The organism is Bacillus thuringiensis, from assembly GCF_001182785.1.
GTDB classification, from domain to species: domain Bacteria; phylum Bacillota; class Bacilli; order Bacillales; family Bacillaceae_G; genus Bacillus_A; species Bacillus_A thuringiensis_S.
Window position 1 is genome coordinate 435,465 of record NZ_CP012100.1, and the last position, 23,567, is coordinate 459,031.

Sequence of the window (23,567 nt, forward strand, 5' to 3'; positions counted from 1 at the left end):
AAGGATGGAAATTACTGTACAGGACATAAAGAACAGGGTAAATGTTCAACGAATGCCCGATACGGTAATCCAGGAGCTCATTAGTCAATATGAATTGATTACTAAAAACTATTTGAGAAGTAAGCCAAGTAACCCAATGAAAGAGAAAGTTAGAACAAGTAAATTGGCTTGGCTTTCTTTTCGAGCAGAAAATTTGATCAAGGTAATCCATATTGGTTCTGGAGAAGAAGTTACCAGTTCAGTTTTTTCTGATGGTTGCACTGTATATGGTTTAAGTGAGAATCAATTATATGAATTTGAGTATACCATACAAGATTATGATGGGCTTTTGACTTTAATGAAAAAATGCATCATCGATATGACGTGTTATGCGGTAATTCGAACAAATCTACAATATGAAAATATGAAAAAATCAGCAAATATCGGAGATTATTCATATGAAATAAATATTGAATCGCTAGATGAAGAAACTGTTAATAAAAAGATTTTAAAAGTATTAAAAAAATACCGAAGTAGAAACCCTTTAATAGCATTATGAATGAAAGAATAGGCTGTGAGCATTAGATATGGAAGAATTATATATACATGAAGTAACTGTGAAAAGGAATCAAAAGGTAAAACAGCCGGCAGGAAATTTTAAAGAAGAGCCTGTCATTATTTATGAAAGAATGAAGTGTCGGGTAACAACACACACAGCAGTAGATAATGAAAGGTTAAAAAGAAATAAACAAAATTTTGAGCCGAATTTTAAAATTTATACTTCTGCAGAACATAACATCCATACAAATGATGTAATTTATTTTCATGATTATGTATTTGAGGTAAGAGGAGAACCAAGAAATCCATCATTTTTAAATCATCATATTGAATTGTATTGTGAGTTGTTGGAATAAAATGACGAATACATCAGAATTCATGGTTACACGTAATGTAGAACAGGTTAAAGAACAACTTAATAAAATGATGGTAGAAAGAATTATAAGTGCTTGCAATCAACTGCAAAGAGAAATGAAACAAACAGTATCAGGTAGTCACAATGGTGTGAAGTATAAAATTCCACGATCAAGTCGCACATATATTGCTTCAAAACCAGGAGAGACATTTGCTTCTAGAACGGGAGAATTACAAGATTCTATTAAATATGGCTTACATATTACAGATAACGAAGTAGTAGGAACGATTGGAAGTCAATTAAAAAGAGCGGTGTATGTCGAAAATGGTACAAGTACTGTAGAAGCCCGACCTTTTTTCTTAAAAACGTTTGAAAAAGAGCGTGGGGAATTAAAAAGGACATTGGGAGGAGAACAATGACGACAAAAGCGATTGCAACAATTAGAAATATTATTGAGAAAGATACAATTGTGCAAAGTAATCTATCGAAATATGAAGGAGAGCCCGCTCTAACATTTCAAACTGCACAAAATGATATGAAAATGCCTTATGTGGTAATGAGAATTGAATCTAATAATCCGGATGATATAGAGGTAATTGATCGTATGATCCTCACTTTTGATATATATTGTGGCCAAGGTGATTATGAAAAAGCGGATGTAATTTCAAGGCGAATAGAACATTTGTTAGACAGAGAAGCGGGATTGTTAAGAGATTCTGGTATTATTACGATTCATCGAGCAGGCAGTATTACAGTTCCAGATGAAGATCCATCAATTATTCATATTAGTATTAAGTTTCTTGTACGGGTAGGAAGAATGGAATTATATTAAGGAGGGAAAAAAATGAGTTGGAAGCTTATTAATGGTGTACGTGAGGGTACAACTGATAATTTTGTCATTGGACCGGGTGTAATGTATAAAGGTTTTAAAAGTGTAAAAGATCTAGGTGAGATGTTAGGAGCTACTACAGGTGGCTGTAAAGTCGGGTTTACTAGAGAATACTATGATGCTGATATTGATGGTGTTTTAGGAAAACTAGTTCGCGGAAAATGGCTATTAAAAGATGAACCACATATGGAGGTTACACTAGTAGAATTTACGAAAGAAAATTTAGAGTTAGCTCTACCAGGCGTAGATGTAGATAGTACGACTGATAACGATTATAACATTGTAAAACCAACCAATGAAATTAAAGACGCAAGTTATAGTGATATTGCAATAGTAGGTGTAGTTTCAGGAAGTGATATTCCGGTTATTTTTGTTATCCGAAATGCAATGGTAGTTTCTTCTGTAGAAATTGATTTAAAAGATGGTAAAGGAACTGTAGGACTTAAATGCAAATTTATTGGTCATTATAGTGAAAGTTCGCCTAATACACCCCCTTATGAAATTTATTTACCAAAGAAAAAAGCACCTAAATTACCTACAACAAGTAAATAAGTTGTAGGTTTTATTTTTAGGTTATAAAAGGAGATATTGAATATGACAACAATGCTAGAAAAAATGATGCATAATAGTACAGAAATTACAATTTCGGGTCAGAAGATGAAGATGAGACGTTTAAATGTAAAAGATGTTTGGCGTTTTACTAAGATTATTTCTAAAGTTGGTCGTCATGCAATGACTGATTTTATGGAGTTTGGGAAAGAAAAGAATGAAATCGATGAAAAAATTCAATTGGCCCAAATGAATGAAGAGCAACAAGAACAGTTAAATGAAATTGAAAAACAAAAAAAAGAAAAGGGTTTAGAGTTTGTCTTTCAATTATTGTCTATGATTCCGGAATGTGAAGATGAGTTTTCGGAATTTTTCTCTAGTCTATTACAGATTAAGCGTGAAGAATTCGATCAGTTACCACCAGAAGCCATGGTAGCAGTTATTGAAGGATTATTAGAAAGCGAAGATTTAATGTCTTTTTTCAATCAGGTCAAGGGTCTAATCAAATCTCAAAGTCTCAAGTGGAACAAACAAGAAATGTAGAAAATGACTCTAATAAATACATAGAAGAAACAGAGCAAAATATGCTAAGGGCTTTTGATAAAGTCCAAAAACGGTATGGATGGACAGATGATTATGTCTTATCCATACCGTATTCTCGTTTAATGGACTTATTTTCTTTTATTAGTCAGGAAGAGCAGCAAGAAGAATTAAATGAATGGAAAAAGATGGCCTTTATCGGATTTCAAACAAGGCAATTAGAAGAAGGAACAACTTTTCAGGACTATTTGCAAGCTTTTGGACTTACGGAATCTACGTCGGATGGGGAAGAAAATGAGACTATGGAAGTTTGGTCCAAAGATGAATGTATCAACCATGCAAATAAGCTGATTGCAGAGTTTCAGTTTGAAGACGATCAGGAATAAAAAACTTCCTAGTTAGAAAGGGGGGAGTGAATGTTTACAGAAGTATTCCAGTTGTTTGGTACAATTGGAATTAAAGCAGATGAAGCTTATAAGGATTTAGCAAAGTTTGAGGAAAGTTTACAAAAGGCTTCTAAAAACATACAAGAAAAATTTCAAAAACCAGCAGAAGTACTTAATCAAATAAATGGCCAAATTCAAAAATTTGGTAACGGGGCGACCAATGTTTTTGGGAAGATTGGTAACAAAGCGGATCAGGCATATAAAGGTGTAGAAAAGTTTGAAGAGAGAGTGCAAAAAGCCTCTAATACAATGCAAGAAAAAATCCAAAAATCAGCAGATTCTCTTGGGAATATTAGTAAGCAAATGCAAACGTTTGGTGACACTATTTCAAATAAAGTTACAAAACCTATAGAACAAGTCAATAGCAAAGCTTTACAATTTGCTACCGATTTGGAAGGTTCTCAAAAAAAACTACAGGATATGCTTGGGTTAACTGAAAAAGATGCAAAGAGTTTGGCTGGAACTATTCAACCTATCGCTCAACAAGTCGTGAAGATTTCCAATATAGTAATACCATCGTTGAAGCAAACGGTTGAGTTAATCAAATCTGTTTCTAGTCTTATATCTAAGGCGAGTGAAATCATTGGTGGCCTTGTAAATATAGTTAAAACATTAATGCAAATACCGGGTGCAATTACGGCGATTATTAAAGATGCCTTAAAACTAATTAAAGTTTTTAGTGAGTTCGCACAGATATTGACTGGTCTTGGAAAATCAATGTTTTCATTAGTATTAAGTCCATGGGGCATTGCAATACTTTTAATGGTTGGTTTAGTATATGTGCTGTATAAAAATTGGGATTCAATTGTGAAATATACAAAGCAGGCAGTGCAATGGATCAGTGATATTTGTTCTAAAGCCTGGGATGCTATCGTTAAAGTTGCGAAGTCAGTATGGGATAGCTTGTCAAAGTTTTTCTCAAGTTTTTGGGAAGGAACAAAAAAAGTATTCCAATCTGCGGTATCGTTTATAGATAAAATACTTAGCGGGGCATGGAAAATAATTACTACTGTAATTACAATGTATATCAACATATGGAAAAAGACATTTGAAATTGGTTGGAATTTAATAAAAACGATATTTAATACAGTGCTAAACGTAATAAAAAGTGTTGTTAAGTTTGCTTTAGAATTTATTAAAAGCTATATTTCTACTGCTATTAAAACATGGCAAAATATTTTTAAAACTGGCTGGGATATTATAAAAACAGTTTTTACGACGGTGCTAAACTTTTTGAAAACATTTATAAGTGGTGCATTTCAAGCAATTCGCAGCATAATTACGACTGTGATGAATGGGATAAAAACCGTCATTTCTACAGTGTGGAATGGAATAAAGGCAATTTTTACGACTGTATTAAACTTCTTAAAATCAGTTGTAAGTAGTGTGTTTCAAGCAATTCATAGCATAATTACAACTGTAATGAATGGAATAAAGACGGTTATTTCTACGATTTGGAATGTAATTAAAACAGTTTTTATAACTGTATTAGAGACTATAAAGAATTTTGTGGTTACAGCATTTCATTTTATAAAAAACACAATTACGACTGTAATGGATATCGTAAAGTCTATTATTGTAACCGCATGGAATTTTATTAAAGAAACAATAATAGTTGCTGTTCGGACATTTGTTAACTTTGTGGTGGATAACTTTAATAAGATAAAAAACACAATATTTAGTGTTGTTGGTGCTATTAGAGATTTCATAGTAAGTAACTTTGCAGCAATTAAAAAAGCTATCGTCGGAGCGTTTGACGGCATTGTTGATACAGTAAAGGATGTATTCGGTAAAGTTGGTTCTATAGTTAAAGGGATAGCAAACGACGCTGTAAGCTGGGGGAAAGATATTATTGCTGGTATTGGTAAAGGTATGACATCTATGGCTGGCTGGGTTGTTGATAAAGCTAAAGGCGTTGTAGACGGAATACCAAAAGCAGTTAAAAGTTTCTTTGGTATAAAATCTCCTTCGCGTCTAATGATGGAATACGGCGGATATATTACAGAAGGTCTTGGTGTAGGGATGGAAAAAATGATTCCGGCTGTAGACAAGGCTTCTGGATTGTTAAATAAAGCGGTTGTTCCACCAAAACCAATGCAACTAGTAACAGATGTATCTACTCGAATTGGACAAATGGGTGCACATTCTGCTGATATGATTGGAAAAGCTGCACATCCATTTGGTGGGCACTCTTCTGTTGAAAAGAAAACTGATAAAGGTGTTACAATTCAAAATGCTACATTCAAAGTTGCTGTTGAAAAATTGCAAACCGCAGAGGATTTTGTGAAAATGAGAAAATTACTACAAAACGTAGTTGCTGACGATCTAATGGGAATGGCGGTGCGGAATGTATGAGTATATTAAAAACATTGCATAGAAGAGCTGGTTCATATCATCTCTTATGGGATGCTACAGAATTAAAAAGTACAATTAAATATACTATTAATTTTTCATGGCCTGGGACATATAATTTTTCTTTTATGTCCCAAGTTCCTATTGGTTCTGATGGTATGTTACCAGATAAATACTTTATTGTTCGGGTAAATGGTATTGAAAAATTTAGAGCAAGAGGTGCTTATGCCTGGGAAGCAAGAGAAATTTTTGTTGGTGCAGGGCCACAAACAATTGAATTTACAACAAGCGGTTACGGTTCTTCTGACGTAGCCTATTTGCGTGATGTTTATTATCATGCATATGGACCTATACCTACAATTGCAATGATTGAACAAACGAAAATGCCTAAATCCTTAAACGGATTAAAAAATTACAATGTTATGCATGGATATCCTCGTTACCAAAGTACTGGTAATAAAGGATGTGAAGTAGAATTTACTGCTTTATTCAATGATATCAGTCATTGGCGTGAGTTCATGGGGGAAATATATCGCCCTCATATTATTACAGGTGATTACGGTACCTATGGTGGTATTATTCCACCTAATGAAGTTGATGCAATACGTAAAGGAACGCTAGTAATAGCAAAGTGTAAATTAATATCTATGTCACAAGCAGGTATTGGAGTTGATGGAATGTGAGAGAAGGATCTATTTCTTTAATCAGAATGTTGGGAAGCTATTTCCAAGTGGGGAATAATGCTCCTAATTTAATTGTTTATATGAAAAAAAGAGAATCTTCGTCTTATGTACAAATACAACATCGTGTAATGGGCCTGGAAGTGCAGGAGAACGCAGATCAGTTCGCAAGTACATTTTCTATTACCTTTGCTAATGAATATGGGCAAATGGCACCTGATAACTGGTATGGTAAGTTTTCTTCCATTCAAGAATGGTTTTACAACAGTGAAGTAACAAACACAAACCAACTATATCCGCAGACTGAATTTAAGGTTTCTATCGGTTATGGTGAAGAAGCTTTACCGTATATACATGGTTTTGTATCTGACATAAAGGTGAATGCCGAAAGCGGCACAATATCAGTTACCTGCACAACATCTTATAAAAAGGTTCTACAAAAATCAGTAATTCCAACGCGGGGATCAGATGAAATTGTTGCACCTACCGGTAATGTGTATGATGTAGTGAAATTCTTCCTTGAAAAAGCAGGAGTTACATTACACGGAAGTAGGGTAAACATTCCCGGTACAAATCAAAGCTGGATTATTGAAGGGGCAACAGGAAAGAGATTTCAAAAATGGGATGAGATTGTTCGAGATATCATAGATACAACATTCCATTATATTAAACACGAACCAGACGGAAGTTGTACATTTATGAAAATGCCAGACTATGCAATTAATGAGCCTGCAAAGTTTAGTTTTAGAGAAGGCGAAAACCTTATCTCTTTAGATATGCAGCTAACTGACCAGGATATAAGTAATAGCATTGTTGTTAAATGCGGAGATTATGCAAACGGATTTCTTAATTCGTTTCTATTAAAAAATGTATCGCAGGGTGATTTACGAGAGGAAATGATAGAAGTTCCTTGGGCGACAACGTTCTTTGCAAGAAGAGCGGTTGCTGCAGCTTATCATTTAAAAGCAATCCAGAAGTTCAGAACATTAACTGTAGCGGTCATTGGAGATCCAAGGATTCAATTATTCGATGTGGTTTCTGTTTACAATAGAGATTCTGGGCAACAATGGAACTACTTTGTTAAAGGAATTAATACCATGATATCTGCTGATGATGGATTCTATCAAACTTTAGATTTATCTGTTAACTATGGGTATGAACCAGCTCCATATACAGATATAACTGGTATTACAGTAAATGTAGATACATTACGTTTAAAACTTTGGGATTGGGATGTAGAGGATGGCGATTTATTAAATATTTACTGTAATGATAAATTAATCGAAGAAAATTATTTCATCCGAAACAATCCGACGTATGTTGATATTCCGCTTGAATATGGCGTGAATATTATCGTATTTGAAGCAGTGCGAAACCCTAAAGGAATTCTTACAGGACGTTTGCAAGTACTAGATAAGCAAAATAATATCTTGTTTGATTATGGTTCGTTACCAGATTTATCATTTCCTCGGGTAAATCAAAACAAAGATCACTATTATATCCAACGACCAGCAAAAACTTGGTCTGTTACGAGGGTAAATTAGGGGTGATTCAATGATAATGCAAAAAAACTTATATGATCCTATTATGTATTTAATGAAAGGGTTAATTGATAGGGAATTTTACAGCGGTGGAAAACCAATACCTGGTAATGATCCAAATGAGGTATTTAAAGGAGGCATGACCGAAGGATATACGCTTATTCGTGATGGTGCTCGTTTATCTGCAGTCGATGGAGATAAATATTTACACTATGATTTAGCTTTTAATGCACACAGCATGCTAGAAAAGGTTCTTGTCTCTCATAAAGTAACAGGAAAAGAAATGGAGATACAATTAATATACAATGCACAAAAGCAATTAGAACGTGTGCAACCGAGACTTCTTAATAAAGGTAATGGTATACTATCTGATTTAACAATTCCCGATGTGTCGTAATGATGCACGGGAATTTTTTAATACAAGAAAAAGGGTGATTGCTCTTGTTTGAAACAACCTATTTAGCCGGTGGTCGATTAGATCCACCTTTTCATCCAACAAAAACAGAACCATTCGTACCTGGATTCATTATGGATTCCACATCATATAAAACGGATGAAGTGAAATATATATTACCTGCAGACATGGAGATTTACGCAATTAGTGTTAGTTCTTCCATTTACGAATTAGATGATAAATGGGATTTAATCGTGAATGGACAAACTGTTTGCCAAGATATTTATACAAAGCGTCTTCCAGAAGGGATGCATTTTATGGTTTATAAAGCGGTTAAAGCAGGAGATACAATTGTATTCCGATTCCATAACCAAGGAATTCTTGATAAAACTGTTTGGTTTGAATTGCACTTTTTAAGATAAGGAGGCGTACTTATGAGTTTTGCAATTAATTATATGGCTGGTGGAAGATTCGACGCGCCTTACTTCCCGACAAAAACAGAGCCATTCATACAAGGGCGTAGGGTTGGTATTCATGATGAAATTCATATAGATAAGTTTTCATTACCATTCGAAACAGAAATGATTGCTTTTTCTGTTGCTGCTTCACATTACAGTGATTCGGACTACTGGAATTTATTTATTAATGGCCAACAAGTGTTTAAAGAGGTTTATGTAAAAGATGTGCCGGAGGGATTTAATTTCTCTATTGTAAAACCTATACCTGCTAATGCCGAGTTAAAGTTCGAATACCACAATGCATCTGCAGAGAAAAAAGCTATATGGCTTAATTACCAACTATTAAGAGATTAGGAGCGTGAAATAGATGGCATACGTTGAGAAAATGTATACAGAAGGCGAATTCCAAGACGAAATCGTTAAATTGGTAATCGCTAACGGATGGAAGAAAGTAAAATCGTTTTTCAGAGCTGTTTATCCGGATTTAGACGTAAAATCTGACGATGATACAAAATTTGAATTTGGCATGAGTAAGCACATGTTAGTGAAGAATAAAAGCGGTTCTATTTATGGAATTGCTCAAATTTCAAAATGGTCCCTTAAAAAGTCAGAGATTAAATACAACTTCACAAATGAAGAAGGAAAGAAAGCTTTTGCCGAAGACGGTAAAAAACGTTTAGAAAGCGGCAGAGATCGTTCTTGTTTTTATGTTTACATGATTGAAAAAGAACCAAGCGTTGCAGATGAGGGTGTTCTTGTTCTTCCTTATGAATCTAATAAATTCGAAAAAACATTATTAGATGTTGAATTAACTAAAATAACAGTTACTACAAGAGTAAATAGTGGTAGTACTTACAAAGTTTACTCCTATGATGAAGCAGAGACACAAGTCATGATGTCTCCTTGGGTAAAAGTAACATTACGAAATACAAATTTACAAGGTATCAATGCTCAAACAAACTGGTGGCCAGATTCATTGGTCCGAATTAATGGCCAAGTTGATGAAAGTCGTGTTGTTTTATTAATACAAGCTGATAATACACCAGCCTTTGAAAACAATGTAGTTCCAGTTACACCGCTTTATATGGGGCAATTAGAAAGTTATGCTAACGACGATACATTAGGGGATGCATTATGGGCAGGAACCGCATTTGATACTGGAAACGAAGCAGCATCACACAAATTCGATTTTAATGACACAAAACCATATAGAAACGTAGAAAACTATATGCCTGTCATGAAGTCTTATCCGCGTTCTCCTGGTAATGGTATTGATAACGTAATTATTAAACGTTCACGACTGGGAGCAAGGTACCAGGCTCACTTTATTGCATGGAATGTAGCGCCTAATGCAATGCCACCAGATCGCGTTGGTAAAGATGGCGGTCAATATTCACTAGCATGGCAATCTCAAGATAATGACGAATACAAATATCAATTTAATCCGTCTGTTTATAGTAATAAAGTACATACTTCACGCGCTTATATTGTTCATCCAGACGAAGGTGTACGTGGGTATTTACCTTATATGATCCTATTGTCTCCACTAGGTCTATTAAATGGCGATAGGTTAAAGGTTAGGAAGAATACTTGTCCGGATTCACACGACATTTACAAATTCTTTAATGTAGATGCTATTTCACCAATTACAAAAAGACCTGCTACGGCATATCGTCCTGCTGGATTAGGTATTTTCGAGAAAACAGTATAAAGGAGTGGACTTATATGTGGTTTGATAAAGTCGTATATTTACAGACATTACCGCAAGAATTAGAAAAACTATTTGCTGATAACGGTTGGAAACGAACGCTATTTTTCCAAATTAAGAGCGGTATTTCAAAATTTATTGATGTAAGGTTGTTTGAATCATTAGGAAGTGATGGAGAACGTAGAAGATTCGGTATAGCAAATGCGTATGATACTGCTGATTCTGATTTCACTGATAGTCGGTTTATTTCGGCAGATTCTCCATTAGGTAAATTAGGGATGGGGGATGGAGTGAAGAAAGACTTCTTCATCCCTGTTTCTCCTGTTCTTGGCCCTTCTGTCATTGTATATGTAAATGGGTTTGAGCAAGAAAAGAGTAAATATAAGGTGGATGCAACTACAGGTAAAGTAACATTCACTACTGCTATTGCAAAAGGCGATAAAGTAACATGCGAATACAGATTAGCTACCAACACATATGAGCCGAACAATGACATGTTGCTATTTACTTTTAATCGATATTTTATCGAAAAAGAGATTCTTGCTGGTGATAAATTAGGTGAATTAGGAAAAGGAGATGGAACGAAAAAGAACTTTGCATTGCCATTTCCTAACTTTGATGAAAGTAGAACGATAGTTTACAAAAATAATACTATTGTTGATCCAAGCGAGTACTCGTTCACTGAAAAAGAAATTGTATTTAAAACAGCACCTGCAGCAGATATAACAATTAAGGTTTCCGGTATTTATTTCTTATTACCAAAAGAAGATGGAACACTGGATGCATTAACAGCAAAAACAAACTTTGATGTACAAAAGATGGAAAGTATTATGGGCGAAGTTTATTCTACGATTAATTTTGTGAATCCATCCCCTTATACATCAATTAGTTTTACACCAGAGCAGCGTTTCTCTAAAGAGCTAAATCGTGACTCTGTTGTTTATCTATACGGGAATGCAAACAAGGACCGCTTGATTATGTTTATGCGTGTAGATCCAACGCCAAATCCAGTTCGTGCATTATTCGTTCCGTTGTATATCGGGAAATTATATACATTCGATGTTGCACCAAGAAAAAACATGATTATTTTAAGTGGCTGTAGACCAGGTGATCAATTTGTATATTCACAAAATAAGAAAATCGGTAACGCGCCACTTGATTACGGTTCTGATACATCAAACGGGAACGAAACGGTCCAATTATCGCAATCAAGTACAGGAGCAATGTACCAACACCATTACTTAGCTTTCATTACACATGATATGTCAGTAGATAGTGGGCAAGGACGCTTTAATCCATCCGTTTATAGTGGTAAATACCATTTATCTCAAATTTATATTGTGCATCCTAATGATGGCTATGTTGGGAAGTTGGATGATGTATATGCGGTTCATCCGAAGAATATCCAGCAAGCCGACGAACTAGAAATTGAGAAAACGGTTGTAGATGAAGTAATTGGAAAAGGCGATGGGCACCGTAAAGTATTTCATTTAGAACATAAGTCAAAGGGCGAAACGTTAAGACTATTCATTTCATGTAAAGAAGTAGAAAAAACGGATTATGTATACAATGCAGAAGATAAGACCGTTACATTTAAAGAAGCACCGGTTATTGGTTCTGAAATCACAGGCGCTTATGAAATGGCTCAATTATATCGTTACACATTACCAACAACGCCTGTTTGTCCTATGACACAAGCAAAAGCAACACCATTTAATCCAATTGGTTTAGCAATCTACAAAGAAGATATTTAAGCATAAGGGGGTAGCAGAAGAATGAGTGAAAAAGTTTATTCTATTGCTTCCCCTTCTATATGTACCAAAGAAAAAAGTCATGTTGTTGTCGTTGGTTCTGGACCTAATTGGAATGAAAAAGTTTATTCTTTTTCTATTACACCAGCAAATACAGAAAACAAAAATGATGTTGATTATCCAATTTGCATTGCTCCCTATACGAGATATAAGGCTGTTAAAGAAGATAACGCAGGAGTAACTGCCATAAAAGTAAGGGCAAAAGGGATGTTAACAGATGTTATAGAGAATGCATTGCGACAAATAGAGGTAGAAGCCTATATTTCAAATACAACTGATTTTGATTTAAATCGAAATATAAATGTGGCCAACATTGAAATGCAGCATTCGCAACGAATGGACAGTATTTCTGTTCAACTAATTTCTGCAGAAGAATCACCACAACATAGACGAATTTTCGATATAAACCATATCGAAGGGGTAGAGAGCACAAAACCAAACGAGATAGAAGCAATGGTACACGCTTCTGATAAAACAAATCTCATAACGAATGAATACGAAGCTGCACCGATCATAAATCAGGATTTACTAAAAGGTAAGTTACGTGAATTCGCTGCAGGTGTAGAAGTATTACCGGAATGGGTAAATGTTGCGCGTATTGTATACGGTGAGGGTTTCTATAATGAACTTATGGCTGTCAGAGTTACAAAGGATTATAAAGCTGTATCAATGCATAATGACGCAAGCGATATTGTTACCAGGGAGCTAAAAGCTACACATGCAGAAGTTACTTTATCTACAGTAGTTCCAAATATATTACCTGTATCTATTATCGAAAAGGAAACTGGTGATATACAGCAAAAAGAAATACTTCTTCATGCTCCGGCACAATTCGAATTTAGTACAAAAGAGCGAGAAGTTAAAGGAACCATAGAAGAATTTGATTTGTTCAATGGTATGGGTATACCGGTTTATCTTCCGGATTATGATTTATTTGCTCGTATGCAAAGAGACATTGAAACATCTATCGTTAAACAATATGAGTTGAATCGCGTAGAAGAAATTGAAAATGTGGACTTGCTTCCTTATGAAGATATTGAAAGCGCGTATTTAATTCGTAAGATCGATGTAGCGCAAATTAACCTGGATCACTATATTCGAACAAAGGAACTTGCTGCAGATGTTATTGCAAGTAATGAAGTAAGCAAGAAAATAAATATATTTGATTCTGGAAGAAATGAATCTGCATCATTTACAAGAACAAAAGAACAGTATGCGAATGTAGTTACAACACACACATTTGAACGTATTGTAGAAACACTTGACTCTGTTTATGCCGATCAACAAGAATTCGCCAATAAAGAACATGTATTTACAGCAGCTGTAGAGGGAGGGCAAGAAGTTAAAAATGCTTCACGGGTATTATCTGTTAAAGATATTTCCATAACTGACGACGCAAAGAAATCGCAAAACATATTTGAAATACAGACAATCGTCGGAGAAGAAGCAGAGAGATTACATGAAATAAATGCTGATATTACTGCTGCAGATTATTCTCATCGTATCTTAAAAGTATTACAAGGCGTATCGCCAGACTTTACTTTTGCAGAAGTGAAAAATGAGCTGCAAGCAACTGTAGTTGAACTGGATTATGCAGATAAAGAAGATACTGCATTGCTTACACATATAGATGAAATTTCTTTATTCGAATTAAAAGAACTCTTCATTAGTACCCATGTAGATACTGATGAAGTTGCCAATAAAACAGAAAAAGAATTAGAAGCTATCATAGAAGAGTTTGATTTATTTGAGGGCCTTGGTATCCCCGTATATCTTCCAGAATTCGATTTGTTTGGTCGTGTTCAAAAAGAACTAGAAACACGTATTTCCTTACTTAATGATTCATCTAAATCATTAAATGTGATGCAAATGAAGCTAAATCAAACAATTGAATCTGAAAAAGCAATGAAAGAACATACAACTATAGTAATTGAAGAAGTAGCTTCTGACATCATTCCAGTTATCTTAGATGCTGAACATATATTATTAGACTTTTCTTATAAACAAGTTACACAACAAGCCTTTATTACGGAGCAACAGTCCTTTAACTTTATACGTGAATTTGAAGGTGGAATTATTTCTGACATAACACCAGCTGTTAAAGAAGTTATAACAACAGATACAAATGTAATTGAAACTGTAGATGTAGTAAGGGAATCTGAACGATATGCAATCGTTAGTGAAAAAGAATTATTAGAAAGACGGGCTAGTGTAGAAGTTGTAGTTAATGAAGTAGGTATATTTGATAGGGAACATGAATTAGGAAGCGTTATAGAGGAATATGAACGATTTGAACGTACACCAGAACGAGAATCAGTTCTAGAGGATAATGAACTATTCAAAATGGAGAGAGTGCTAGATACAGTAAAACCAGATGAATTAATAGTTATCGAAAAGGAAAATGATGATCCGAAGTTATGGCTGCGTCATAGCCGTCAATCTTGGTGGACAAATTCAAACTGGAAGAAAACGAGATAAAGAGAGAGTGATAAAATGGCAAGACAATTAGGAAAAAACCTATTGCAACCAGAACCAGGGTGGACTCGTGAATATTGCTTTTTAGAAAATGCAAAACCAGGTATGTTTTTTTCAAATGTAGACCTAGATAATAAAATTACGGGTGATAAATGGCGTGCAGTAGGTGATACTAACAGATTAGAGCAGAATAGTGCCTGGTATGTTGGTGATACATTAGGTCGTTCATTTTATTTTAAATTCACAGGGACTTCAGTTCGTATTTTATTAAAAAATTTTACAACTCATGCATATAATATTACAGTCACTATAGATGATATAAGCTATGTTGGTTCGGTACCTGCTTATTCTAGCGAATATTCTCTTGTCGTATTTGAGAAACTAGATCTAATTAAAGGTGAACATAACGTTAAAGTAACCACAAATGGATATGCTTCTGGGGCACCTGGAACTGCTTATACGTTTATAACTGCTATTGATTACGCGGATTTAAGCGCAAATGTCGGTGATGTACTTACACAACCGGAGCCAGGTTGGAGTCGTTTTGATGATAGAAATAGTGCTATTAGATATGAAGGGAATTGGCAAATTTATAATAACCAGTCTTCCGGTGACGGTTATCTGGGTAGTTACCATATAAAAAATAATGACAAAGATAAATTAGGTCATGTATTTTTCAACTTCACGGGTACCAAGTTACGAATCCTAGCATATAGAACAGATGGACTTTATTTTGATAACACCAAAATAGTAATTGACGGAGTTACTTACGACATACCTAGAGTTGATAAACCCTCATCTGTAAAGACTGTTGTTGTATTTGAAAAGACTGACCTTAGTCCAGGTACTCACTCTGTTGATATGTACGACTATTATTTAAACTTGGATGCTATAGACGTGGGTCAGGGGGAAAGTATTGTAGAAAAAGCTAAAGTAGGGGGAATATTAAAAGAACCCGAACCTGGTTGGCAGCGACATAAGTTTAATGAAAAATTAGACGATGGTACAGAAGCTATAAAATACTATCCGGAAGGTGCATGGATAGTAAGAGACTCTGGGGATTATACATATACAAAAAATCATGTTGGTTATTTAAGATTTAAATTCTATGGTAGTGCTATCAGAATTATATCAACGCACTTTAGTGACACTGCAACGAATACGAAAATAACCATAAATGGTAAAACAAGTTTCCATAATTTTAGAGGGAATGCAGATGGAGACCTACTATCTTTTGAACAAGCAAATCTCCCCTTAGGTATTCATACAGTAGAAATTGATGCCAATAATTCTGGGAAATCAAATTTATCTGCTATAGATTTAAAAGATGGTGAGTACCTTGTGCCTTTAATTAAAGTTGGAGAAGCTTTACTTCAACCAGAGCCAGGTTGGACCCGCTATGATGATACAAGTATCAATATTAAATATAGTGGTCCGTGGTCTTCTAGTTTAGCAGATACCGGTAGTTATAATAACTCCATACATTACACTGTAGAAAATGCTGGTGTTACATTTTCATTTTATGGAAAATCATTAAGGATTATTGGATTAGTAAGTACGGGTTATAAAAAAGCTAATATCATCATAGATGGTAAGATTTTAGATGAAATAAATTTCAATTCCGCAGTAACTGAAAGATCCATTCTTTTGTACGAGAAAAAAGACCTAACTGAAGGAAAACACACCGTTACAATATGGGGTGAATATATTAATTTAGATGCAATTGATATTAATGGAAGTGGATTTCTTATTCCTCCTGTTAAAGTAGGTGAAAGATTAAAAGAACCAGAACTTGGTTGGAAACGTTTTGATGATAGGGACCAAAGAATATTTTATGAAAACCCCGATGGAGGATCTTGGATACAAATATCAGTAGATCCTACTGATTACTATAACGGAACACTTACATATAAAGAACATGTAGGGATGCCACGTTTAAAAGTTAAGTTTAAATTTAAAGGAATCCAACTCAGAATTCTTGCTACAAGATTTACTACAAACCTTTCTAAATATGAGGAAGCTAAGATTCTAATAGACGGTGTTCAATATGTATATAACCAAAATGGAACATCCAATCAATTTTGTACATTACTATTTGAATCACCAGTCTTAAACCAGGATGTTCACACAGTAGAAATCACGACCGGTAAAGGTCCATTTGATTTTGATTGTATAGATATATTGGGTGGGGACTTATTTTTACTTGCTAAAGTTGGCGATGTACTTACACAACCGGAACTAGGTTGGAAACGATTTGATGATACGGATAGCAATATCAAATATATAGGTAATTGGGTTGCTGTCCAAAATATTGAAGACCGTTTTAATGGAACTCTTCATTACAAGCATAGTTCTCATGGTACAGAGCCAATAGCAATCGAATTTCATTTCAAAGGAACTAAACTTAGACTTATTACCCTTGTAAGTAAGATATATGATAAAGATCTACAAATTACAATAGATGGCGTAACAGAAACGTTCAGTAGTTCTAGAGATACAGTTGCTGCTCAAATACTCACTTATGAAAAATTAGGTTTATCAAATTCAATTCATACCGTGAGAATTACCGGTATTTATGCAAATTTAGATGCCATCGATATTGATGATACTGGAGAGTTAATTCCAATAGATGTAGCTAAAAAGCCCAAAGTATCCTTGTACGAAAAAGAAAGCGGAAAAATATTTGTAGACGATTTTGATTCCGTAAATCCCAAATGGCTTATGTCACTATCAAGTGCATTTAACAATGCTATCAAAAAAGGTTTCTTACGTATGAATCATTCCGCAGATAAAGACGTTATGCTGTTAATCGATAAACCGCAAGGTAACTTTGCAATCCAGGTTATTGCGGATTATGCTCCTACAAAAGAAGGAGATGAAGGTGGCTTACTGCTCTACCAAAATGAAAAGAATAAGGTTGAATTCCTTGAATCTTATGCTGCTAATAGTTCACAAAGCAATAAAGAGTGGCTGGCAATATGTAAAGAAGATCAATGGGACTTTTACACAAAGACAGATACATTCTTTGATTATGCGAATAAAGATTCATTATCAACTGAACGAATAGGTGTGGTTTTAAAAAGAGGAACTGAAGAAGGATTTGTACCGCTAGACATTAATAAAATCATTATGACAAAGAGTAATATGTTACGTCTGCGCCAGCTATATGAAAATTATAAGATTGTATTAAAAGATACTGCAGATAATACCCTTTCTACTAACATCGTAGCTACAGCTCATACAGGCATTGATATTCTACTTCCTTCTTTAGAATTTGAGGGAATCGTAGAAATATATGACGAGGAAAATGAACTGTTAGCAAAGAAACAAACTACTTTTTATGGTGGAGATATGTATTGTATGGGTTCATCTTTACAAATAAAAATGAATAACGATGAATTAAATACAACAGATTCAACGAATTTAGGTTACATGTTGAATAATGAGCGAATTGTAAAAATGACAATCGTAAATGATAACATCGGTGCTGCTACAAATATAAAACTATCGATTCAGCAATACATGGATAAAATTGGTTACACCTGGGCACTTATTTCATTAGATGGTACTAACTACTTGAATGAAATACAGATTGATTCAATAGCCGCACAAAGTACACGTGATTTTTGGGTAAAGGTTGTGAAGGATACAAATTCTCTAGCATTTGAACCAATTTATTTTAATGTTCATTTAAAACATAATTGAGGTAAATAAGATATAGATACAGTAACGAGATTAATGAAAAGAAATTTTAAAATTATAATTGACCCCAAAAACGATTTTTATATAACAAAGATGTAGAATGTAATCATTTGAATAAATCCTGAGTCTAGCCGGAGAACTTTCTGTGAATTCTATCATAATAGAGAACTAAAAAGAGAATATGGATTGTTTTTTTGAAATAAAGAACGATTAAGTAGTTAGTCTGCAGATATAGTTACCTTACTTGAGAGAGTGCTAGGCATAGAAAAAGGAGAATAAATAGAGGATGTAGGGAAAATATAGGTTTGAAACTATGTGAAGTATTAGTTATTTGTTAACAAGCTTACATTGAAGAAAACTAGATAATATAGGGTGATAGAGTGACAATTCAATTAGGCAATAGTTTACTGAAACCGGAATCTGGATGGAATCGTAAGTATTTCCAACGCGATAACGTTAACACTTTTTTTCAAGGTATAAGAGATAAGGATAAATACCCAAATGCTAATTGGTTTATAGTAGGTGAAAATAGTAATCCTTCTGCAGAAGACTGTTGGGTTGCAGGTGATGGCCCCCGAAATACAAGTGATGATATATTTTCATTCACATTTACAGGAACAGCTTTAAGAATAATGCAAAAATCTAGTTCAGCACATCGTTACAATATAAAAGTAAGAATAGATGGTGGGAATTGGATTAAAGGCTCAGTAATTTCTAATTCTCCATCAATGTTTAGAGTCTGTTTTGAAAAATTTGATTTACCTAGCGGCACTCATAGAGTAGAGGTAACTTATGATGGTTTCACTACTGGTTCAAATGAGAATCATTATACGTTTTTATCAGCTATTGATTACGCAAATTTTAATGCTAAAGTCGGTGATGTATTAAAAGAACCAGAGCCTGGTTGGGAACGGTTTGATGATAAGGATAGCAATATTCGATATACAGGAAATTGGCAACACAATACAAATGCTACAGGTTACTATAATAAATCAGTTTCGTACAAGCATCAAGATCATGGTAACGAACCAACTAAGTGTGAGTTTATCTTTTCAGGAACCGGAATTCGGATTATTTCAGAATATCATAATAGTACCAGCAGCTACCACCGCCCAATAAAAATTACGATTGACGGTTTTTCTGAAACTTATACAATTTCACCTATAACTCATTTACAACAATGTTTAGCATACGAAAAATTAAACCTTACTTTAGGAATTCATACAGTTGTAATTGAAGCTCAAGATAATATTATAGATGCAATTGATATATTAGGGGGAGCACTTCTTACAACTGTTAAAGTTGGTGATGTACTAAAAGAACCAGAACCAGGTTGGAAAAGGTTTGATGATATGGATAGCAATATTAATTATACTGGCGATTGGATGGTGCATCAAAGTAGTTCAGGTATTTACTACAATAACTCAATTCACATGAAATCATATTCCATGCCAGGAACATATGGAATTCAGTTTACGTTTATTGGTACGGGTCTACGATTAATTGCAGTGAAATCCGGAACGACAAGTTTTAAAGGTAAGTTAACTAAGGTTACTATTGATGGAGTAGACGCAGGCACATTTGAGATGTATGAAAGTTCTATAAATGTATTATATCAATGTATTCTATTTGAAAAGTTAAATCTTGCACCAGGTTCTCATACTGTCACTATTGGTACAGGCGCATTGTATTTAGATGCTATCGATATATTAGGTGGAGAATTAATATCACAAGATGTAATTAAAAAGCCAAAAGTATCCTTATATGAAAAAGAAAGTGGAAAAATATTTGTAGATGATTTCGATTCCGTAAATCCAAAATGGCTTATGTCACCATCAAGTGCATTTAACAATGCTGTTAAAAAAGGATTCCTACGTATGAATCATTCTGCAGATAAAGACGTTATGCTGTTAATTGATAAACCACAAGGTAACTTTGCAATCCAAGTTATTGTGGATTATGCTCCTACAAAAGAAGGAGATGAGGGCGGCTTACTGCTCTATCAAAATGAAAAGAATAAGGTTGAATTCCTTGAATCCTACTCTGCTAATAGTTCTCAAAGCCATAAAGAGTGGATGGCAATTTGTAAGGAAGATCAATGGGATTTCTATACAAAGACAAATATATTTTTTGATTATATGGATAATGATTCATTAGTAGCAAAAAGAATTGGTGTTGTTCTAAAAAGAGGAACTGCAGAGGGATTTGTACCGCTTGACATCAATAAAATTATTATGACAAAGAGTAATATGTTACGTCTGCGTCAACTATATGAGAATTATAAGATTGTATTAAAAGATACTGCAGATAATATTCTGTCTACTAATATTGTGGCGGCAGCTCATACAGGCATTGATATTCTACTTCCTTCTTTAGAGTTTGAGGGAATCGTAGAAATATATGACGAAGAAAACGAACTACTAGCAAAGAAACAGGCCACCTTCTATGGTGGGGATATGTATTGTATGGGTTCATCCCTACAAATTAAAATGAATAACGAAGAATTAAATACAACGGATCCAACGAATTTAGGTTACATGGTGGATAATGAGCGAATTGTAAAAATGACAATCGTAAATGATAACATTGGTGTTGCTACAAATATAAAACTATCAATCCAGCAATACATGGAGAAAGTTGGTTACACCTGGGTACTTATTTCATTAGGTGGTACTAACTATTTGAATGAAATACAGATTGATTCAATAGCCGCACAAAGTACGCGTGACTTTTGGGTAAAGGTTGTGAAGGAAACAAATTTACTAGCATTTGAACCGATTTATTTTAATATTCACCTAATACATAGTTGAGGTGAATATAATATGGGGACTGTAATGAAATTAATAGGAAAATATCACATATTAATTTCAAATTGTAAAAAATAATGAAAATAAAATTAAAGGAGGGACAAACTATGTAACAGCTAACAAAAATAAATTTTAAGGGATATATTTTTTTGAAAGTCAGTAGTGATGGATATACTGTTTTGTTTAGAAATCATTACAAAGTAATTTGAACGATTTGAATGTAACTAGGACGAAAAATTGTTATGGAAGATGACTAAATATTTTCATTGGAAAGAGCATTAGATAGAAAAATATATAATAATCTGAAGTTATGAGTATTGTATAGTCACTAATAATGATGGGAGAACTTCAATTGGAAGGAAACGAGAAAAAGAGTAGGTGATGTAATGACTGTAATTGGGGATATATTGAGGAATCCAGAAGTTGGATGGAGGAGATATGATTGTATGCCATCTCATTCATTCCTTTTTGAGATGAATGGATTTACTGTCAATGATACTTATAAAAATTATTATTTTGGTTCAACAAAAGATAGTTATTTACGATTTAAGTTTTTGGGGAAGAAACTACGTGTAATAGCAGAAGTCAGTAGCGGACCAGGGAATGTTTCTATATCAATTGATGGTGGTGAAAAAGAATATTTTAGCCTTTATAAAGATTTAAAAGGCGGTTTACAGGAATATACTTTCCTTTTTGAAAAGCAATTATTAAAATGGGAGATACATGAAGTTATTATTAAAATTGAGAGTACAACTGGTCATAGTCACCGATTTAATGCGTTTGATATAGATGCACAAGGGGAATTTTTAACATTTCCTAAAAAAGGTGAGGAATTAAAGGAACCAGAATCAGGATGGAATCGTTTTGATAATACTGATCGTAGGATTAAATATACTGGGAACTGGGAAGAAATCCATAATGATTCTCGGTATCACAACGGAACAGGGATTTATAAAAATACTACACATGGAACAGAACCTGTAATATGTGAGTTTAGTTTTAATGGTACGGGACTCCGAATAATTAGTCGGAATTATGATGGGAGTGGTGGCTACAAAGCGCCTATTGCTATAACTATAGACGGTGTAACAGAGACATATTCTTTAATAGGTTCAAAAGTTTTATGGCAAGCTCTAGTTTATGAAAAATTAAAATTAGAACCTGGAATTCATCAAATAAGGATAGAAGCTATAGAAAATGTTATTGATGCAATTGACGTATTCGGTGGAGAATTACAATTATCAGACCTAATTAAAAAGCCAAAAGTATCCTTATACGAAAAAGAAAGCGGAAAAATATTTGTAGATGATTTTGATTCCATAAATCCAAAATGGCTTATGTCACCATCAAATGAATTTAACAATGCTGCTAAAAAAGGATTCCTACGTATGAATCATTCTGCAGATAAAGACGTTATGCTGTTAATTCATAAACCACAAGGTAACTTTGCAATCCAAGTTATTGCGGATTATGCTCCTACAAAAGAAGGAGATGAAGGCGGCTTACTGATTTATCAAAATGAAAAGAATAAAGTCGAGTTCCTTGAATCCTATTCTGCTAATGGTTCACAAAGCAATAAAGAGTGGATGGCAATATGTAAGGAAGATCAATGGGACTTTTACACAAAGACAGATACATTTTTTGATTATATGGATAATGATTCATTAGATGCAAAAAGAATTGGTGTTGTTCTAAAAAGAGGAACTGCAGAAGGGTTTGCATCGCTAGACATCGATAAAATTATTATCACAACAAGTAACATGTTACGTCTGCGACAACTATATGAGAATTATAAGATTGTATTAAAAGATACTGCAGATAATATTCTGTCTACTAATATTGTGGCGGCAGCTCATACGGACATTGATATTCTACTTCCTTCTTTAGAGTTTGAGGGAATCATAGAAATATATGATGAAGAAAACGAACTACTAGCGAAGAAACAAACTACCTTCTATGGTGGGGATATGTATTGTATGGGCTCATCCCTACAAATCAAAATAAATAACGATGAATTAAATACAACAGATCCAACGAATTTAGGTTATATGTTGAATAATGAGCGTATTGTAAAAATGACAATCGTAAATGATAACATCGGTGCTGCTACAAATATAAAACTATCAATCCAGCAATACATGGAGAAAGTTGGTTACACCTGGGTACTTATTTCATTAGGTGGTACTAACTATTTGAATGAAATACAGATTGATTCAATAGCCGCACAAAGTACGCGAGATTTTTGGGTAAAGGTTGTGAAGGATACAAAATTCCTAGCATTTGAACCAATTTATTTTAATGTTCATCTAAAACATAACTGAGG

Annotated in this window: 19 protein-coding genes; all 19 read left to right on the forward strand. The window is 34.1% G+C overall.

The window, feature by feature from the left end:
* The first annotated feature begins 4 nt into the window (after nt 1-4).
* Entirely contained in the window at nt 5-538 is a 534-nt protein-coding gene (locus AC241_RS29190) for a hypothetical protein (protein WP_000406978.1), read from the forward strand.
* 28 nt (nt 539-566) lie between these two features.
* Entirely contained in the window at nt 567-893 is a 327-nt protein-coding gene (locus tag AC241_RS29195; RefSeq protein WP_000392019.1) for a hypothetical protein, read from the forward strand.
* 1 nt (nt 894) lies between these two features.
* The gene (locus AC241_RS29200; RefSeq protein ID WP_002153798.1) at nt 895-1,311 is read left to right on the forward strand and encodes an HK97-gp10 family putative phage morphogenesis protein; all 417 of its coding nucleotides are present in this window, start codon (nt 895-897) and stop codon (nt 1,309-1,311) included.
* Nucleotides 1,308-1,724 (forward strand): hypothetical protein, encoded by a 417-nt coding sequence (locus tag AC241_RS29205; protein WP_000208342.1) that lies wholly within the window; start codon nt 1,308-1,310, stop codon nt 1,722-1,724. The genes AC241_RS29200 and AC241_RS29205 overlap by 4 nt, the downstream gene beginning before the upstream one ends.
* A gap of 12 nt (nt 1,725-1,736) precedes the next feature.
* Entirely contained in the window at nt 1,737-2,333 is a 597-nt protein-coding gene (locus AC241_RS29210) for a hypothetical protein (RefSeq protein WP_000118565.1), read from the forward strand.
* 42 nt (nt 2,334-2,375) lie between these two features.
* Nucleotides 2,376-2,873 (forward strand): hypothetical protein, encoded by a 498-nt coding sequence (locus AC241_RS29215; RefSeq protein ID WP_000210326.1) that lies wholly within the window; start codon nt 2,376-2,378, stop codon nt 2,871-2,873.
* On the forward strand, nt 2,852-3,256 hold the full coding sequence (locus AC241_RS29220; protein ID WP_050845284.1) for a hypothetical protein: 405 nt from the start codon (nt 2,852-2,854) through the stop codon (nt 3,254-3,256). Before AC241_RS29215 ends, AC241_RS29220 begins: the two co-directional genes overlap by 22 nt.
* Before the next feature lie 30 nt (nt 3,257-3,286).
* Entirely contained in the window at nt 3,287-5,671 is a 2,385-nt protein-coding gene (locus AC241_RS29225; protein ID WP_050845287.1) for a phage tail protein, read from the forward strand.
* A complete protein-coding gene (locus AC241_RS29230) occupies nt 5,668-6,351 on the forward strand; it encodes a hypothetical protein (RefSeq protein ID WP_050845290.1) in 684 nt (227 codons plus the stop codon). Before AC241_RS29225 ends, AC241_RS29230 begins: the two co-directional genes overlap by 4 nt.
* A complete protein-coding gene (locus tag AC241_RS29235) occupies nt 6,348-7,892 on the forward strand; it encodes a hypothetical protein (RefSeq protein ID WP_050845291.1) in 1,545 nt (514 codons plus the stop codon). The genes AC241_RS29230 and AC241_RS29235 overlap by 4 nt, the downstream gene beginning before the upstream one ends.
* Before the next feature lie 10 nt (nt 7,893-7,902).
* Nucleotides 7,903-8,286 (forward strand): hypothetical protein, encoded by a 384-nt coding sequence (locus AC241_RS29240; protein WP_050845293.1) that lies wholly within the window; start codon nt 7,903-7,905, stop codon nt 8,284-8,286.
* 44 nt (nt 8,287-8,330) lie between these two features.
* Nucleotides 8,331-8,705, forward strand: a complete 375-nt coding sequence (locus tag AC241_RS29245) for a hypothetical protein (RefSeq protein WP_050845295.1) — start codon at nt 8,331-8,333, stop codon at nt 8,703-8,705.
* A 12-nt stretch (nt 8,706-8,717) separates the two neighbouring features.
* Nucleotides 8,718-9,095 (forward strand): hypothetical protein, encoded by a 378-nt coding sequence (locus tag AC241_RS29250; RefSeq protein WP_050845297.1) that lies wholly within the window; start codon nt 8,718-8,720, stop codon nt 9,093-9,095.
* Nucleotides 9,096-9,108: 13 nt separating this feature from the next.
* Nucleotides 9,109-10,452, forward strand: coding sequence for a hypothetical protein (locus AC241_RS29255; RefSeq protein WP_050845299.1), 1,344 nt, complete (start codon nt 9,109-9,111; stop codon nt 10,450-10,452).
* 14 nt (nt 10,453-10,466) lie between these two features.
* Nucleotides 10,467-12,203, forward strand: coding sequence for a hypothetical protein (locus tag AC241_RS29260; protein ID WP_050845301.1), 1,737 nt, complete (start codon nt 10,467-10,469; stop codon nt 12,201-12,203).
* 21 nt (nt 12,204-12,224) lie between these two features.
* Nucleotides 12,225-14,738: a hypothetical protein gene (locus AC241_RS29265; RefSeq protein WP_050845303.1), complete on the forward strand. Its 2,514-nt coding sequence runs from the start codon at nt 12,225-12,227 to the stop codon at nt 14,736-14,738.
* Nucleotides 14,739-14,753: 15 nt separating this feature from the next.
* Entirely contained in the window at nt 14,754-18,440 is a 3,687-nt protein-coding gene (locus tag AC241_RS36085) for a protein containing cell adhesion domain protein (protein ID WP_413541768.1), read from the forward strand.
* Between the two features lie 377 nt (nt 18,441-18,817).
* Nucleotides 18,818-21,247, forward strand: coding sequence for a hypothetical protein (locus AC241_RS29275; RefSeq protein ID WP_413541769.1), 2,430 nt, complete (start codon nt 18,818-18,820; stop codon nt 21,245-21,247).
* A gap of 383 nt (nt 21,248-21,630) precedes the next feature.
* Nucleotides 21,631-23,565: a hypothetical protein gene (locus AC241_RS29280; protein ID WP_050845305.1), complete on the forward strand. Its 1,935-nt coding sequence runs from the start codon at nt 21,631-21,633 to the stop codon at nt 23,563-23,565.
* The last annotated feature ends 2 nt before the right edge of the window (nt 23,566-23,567 follow it).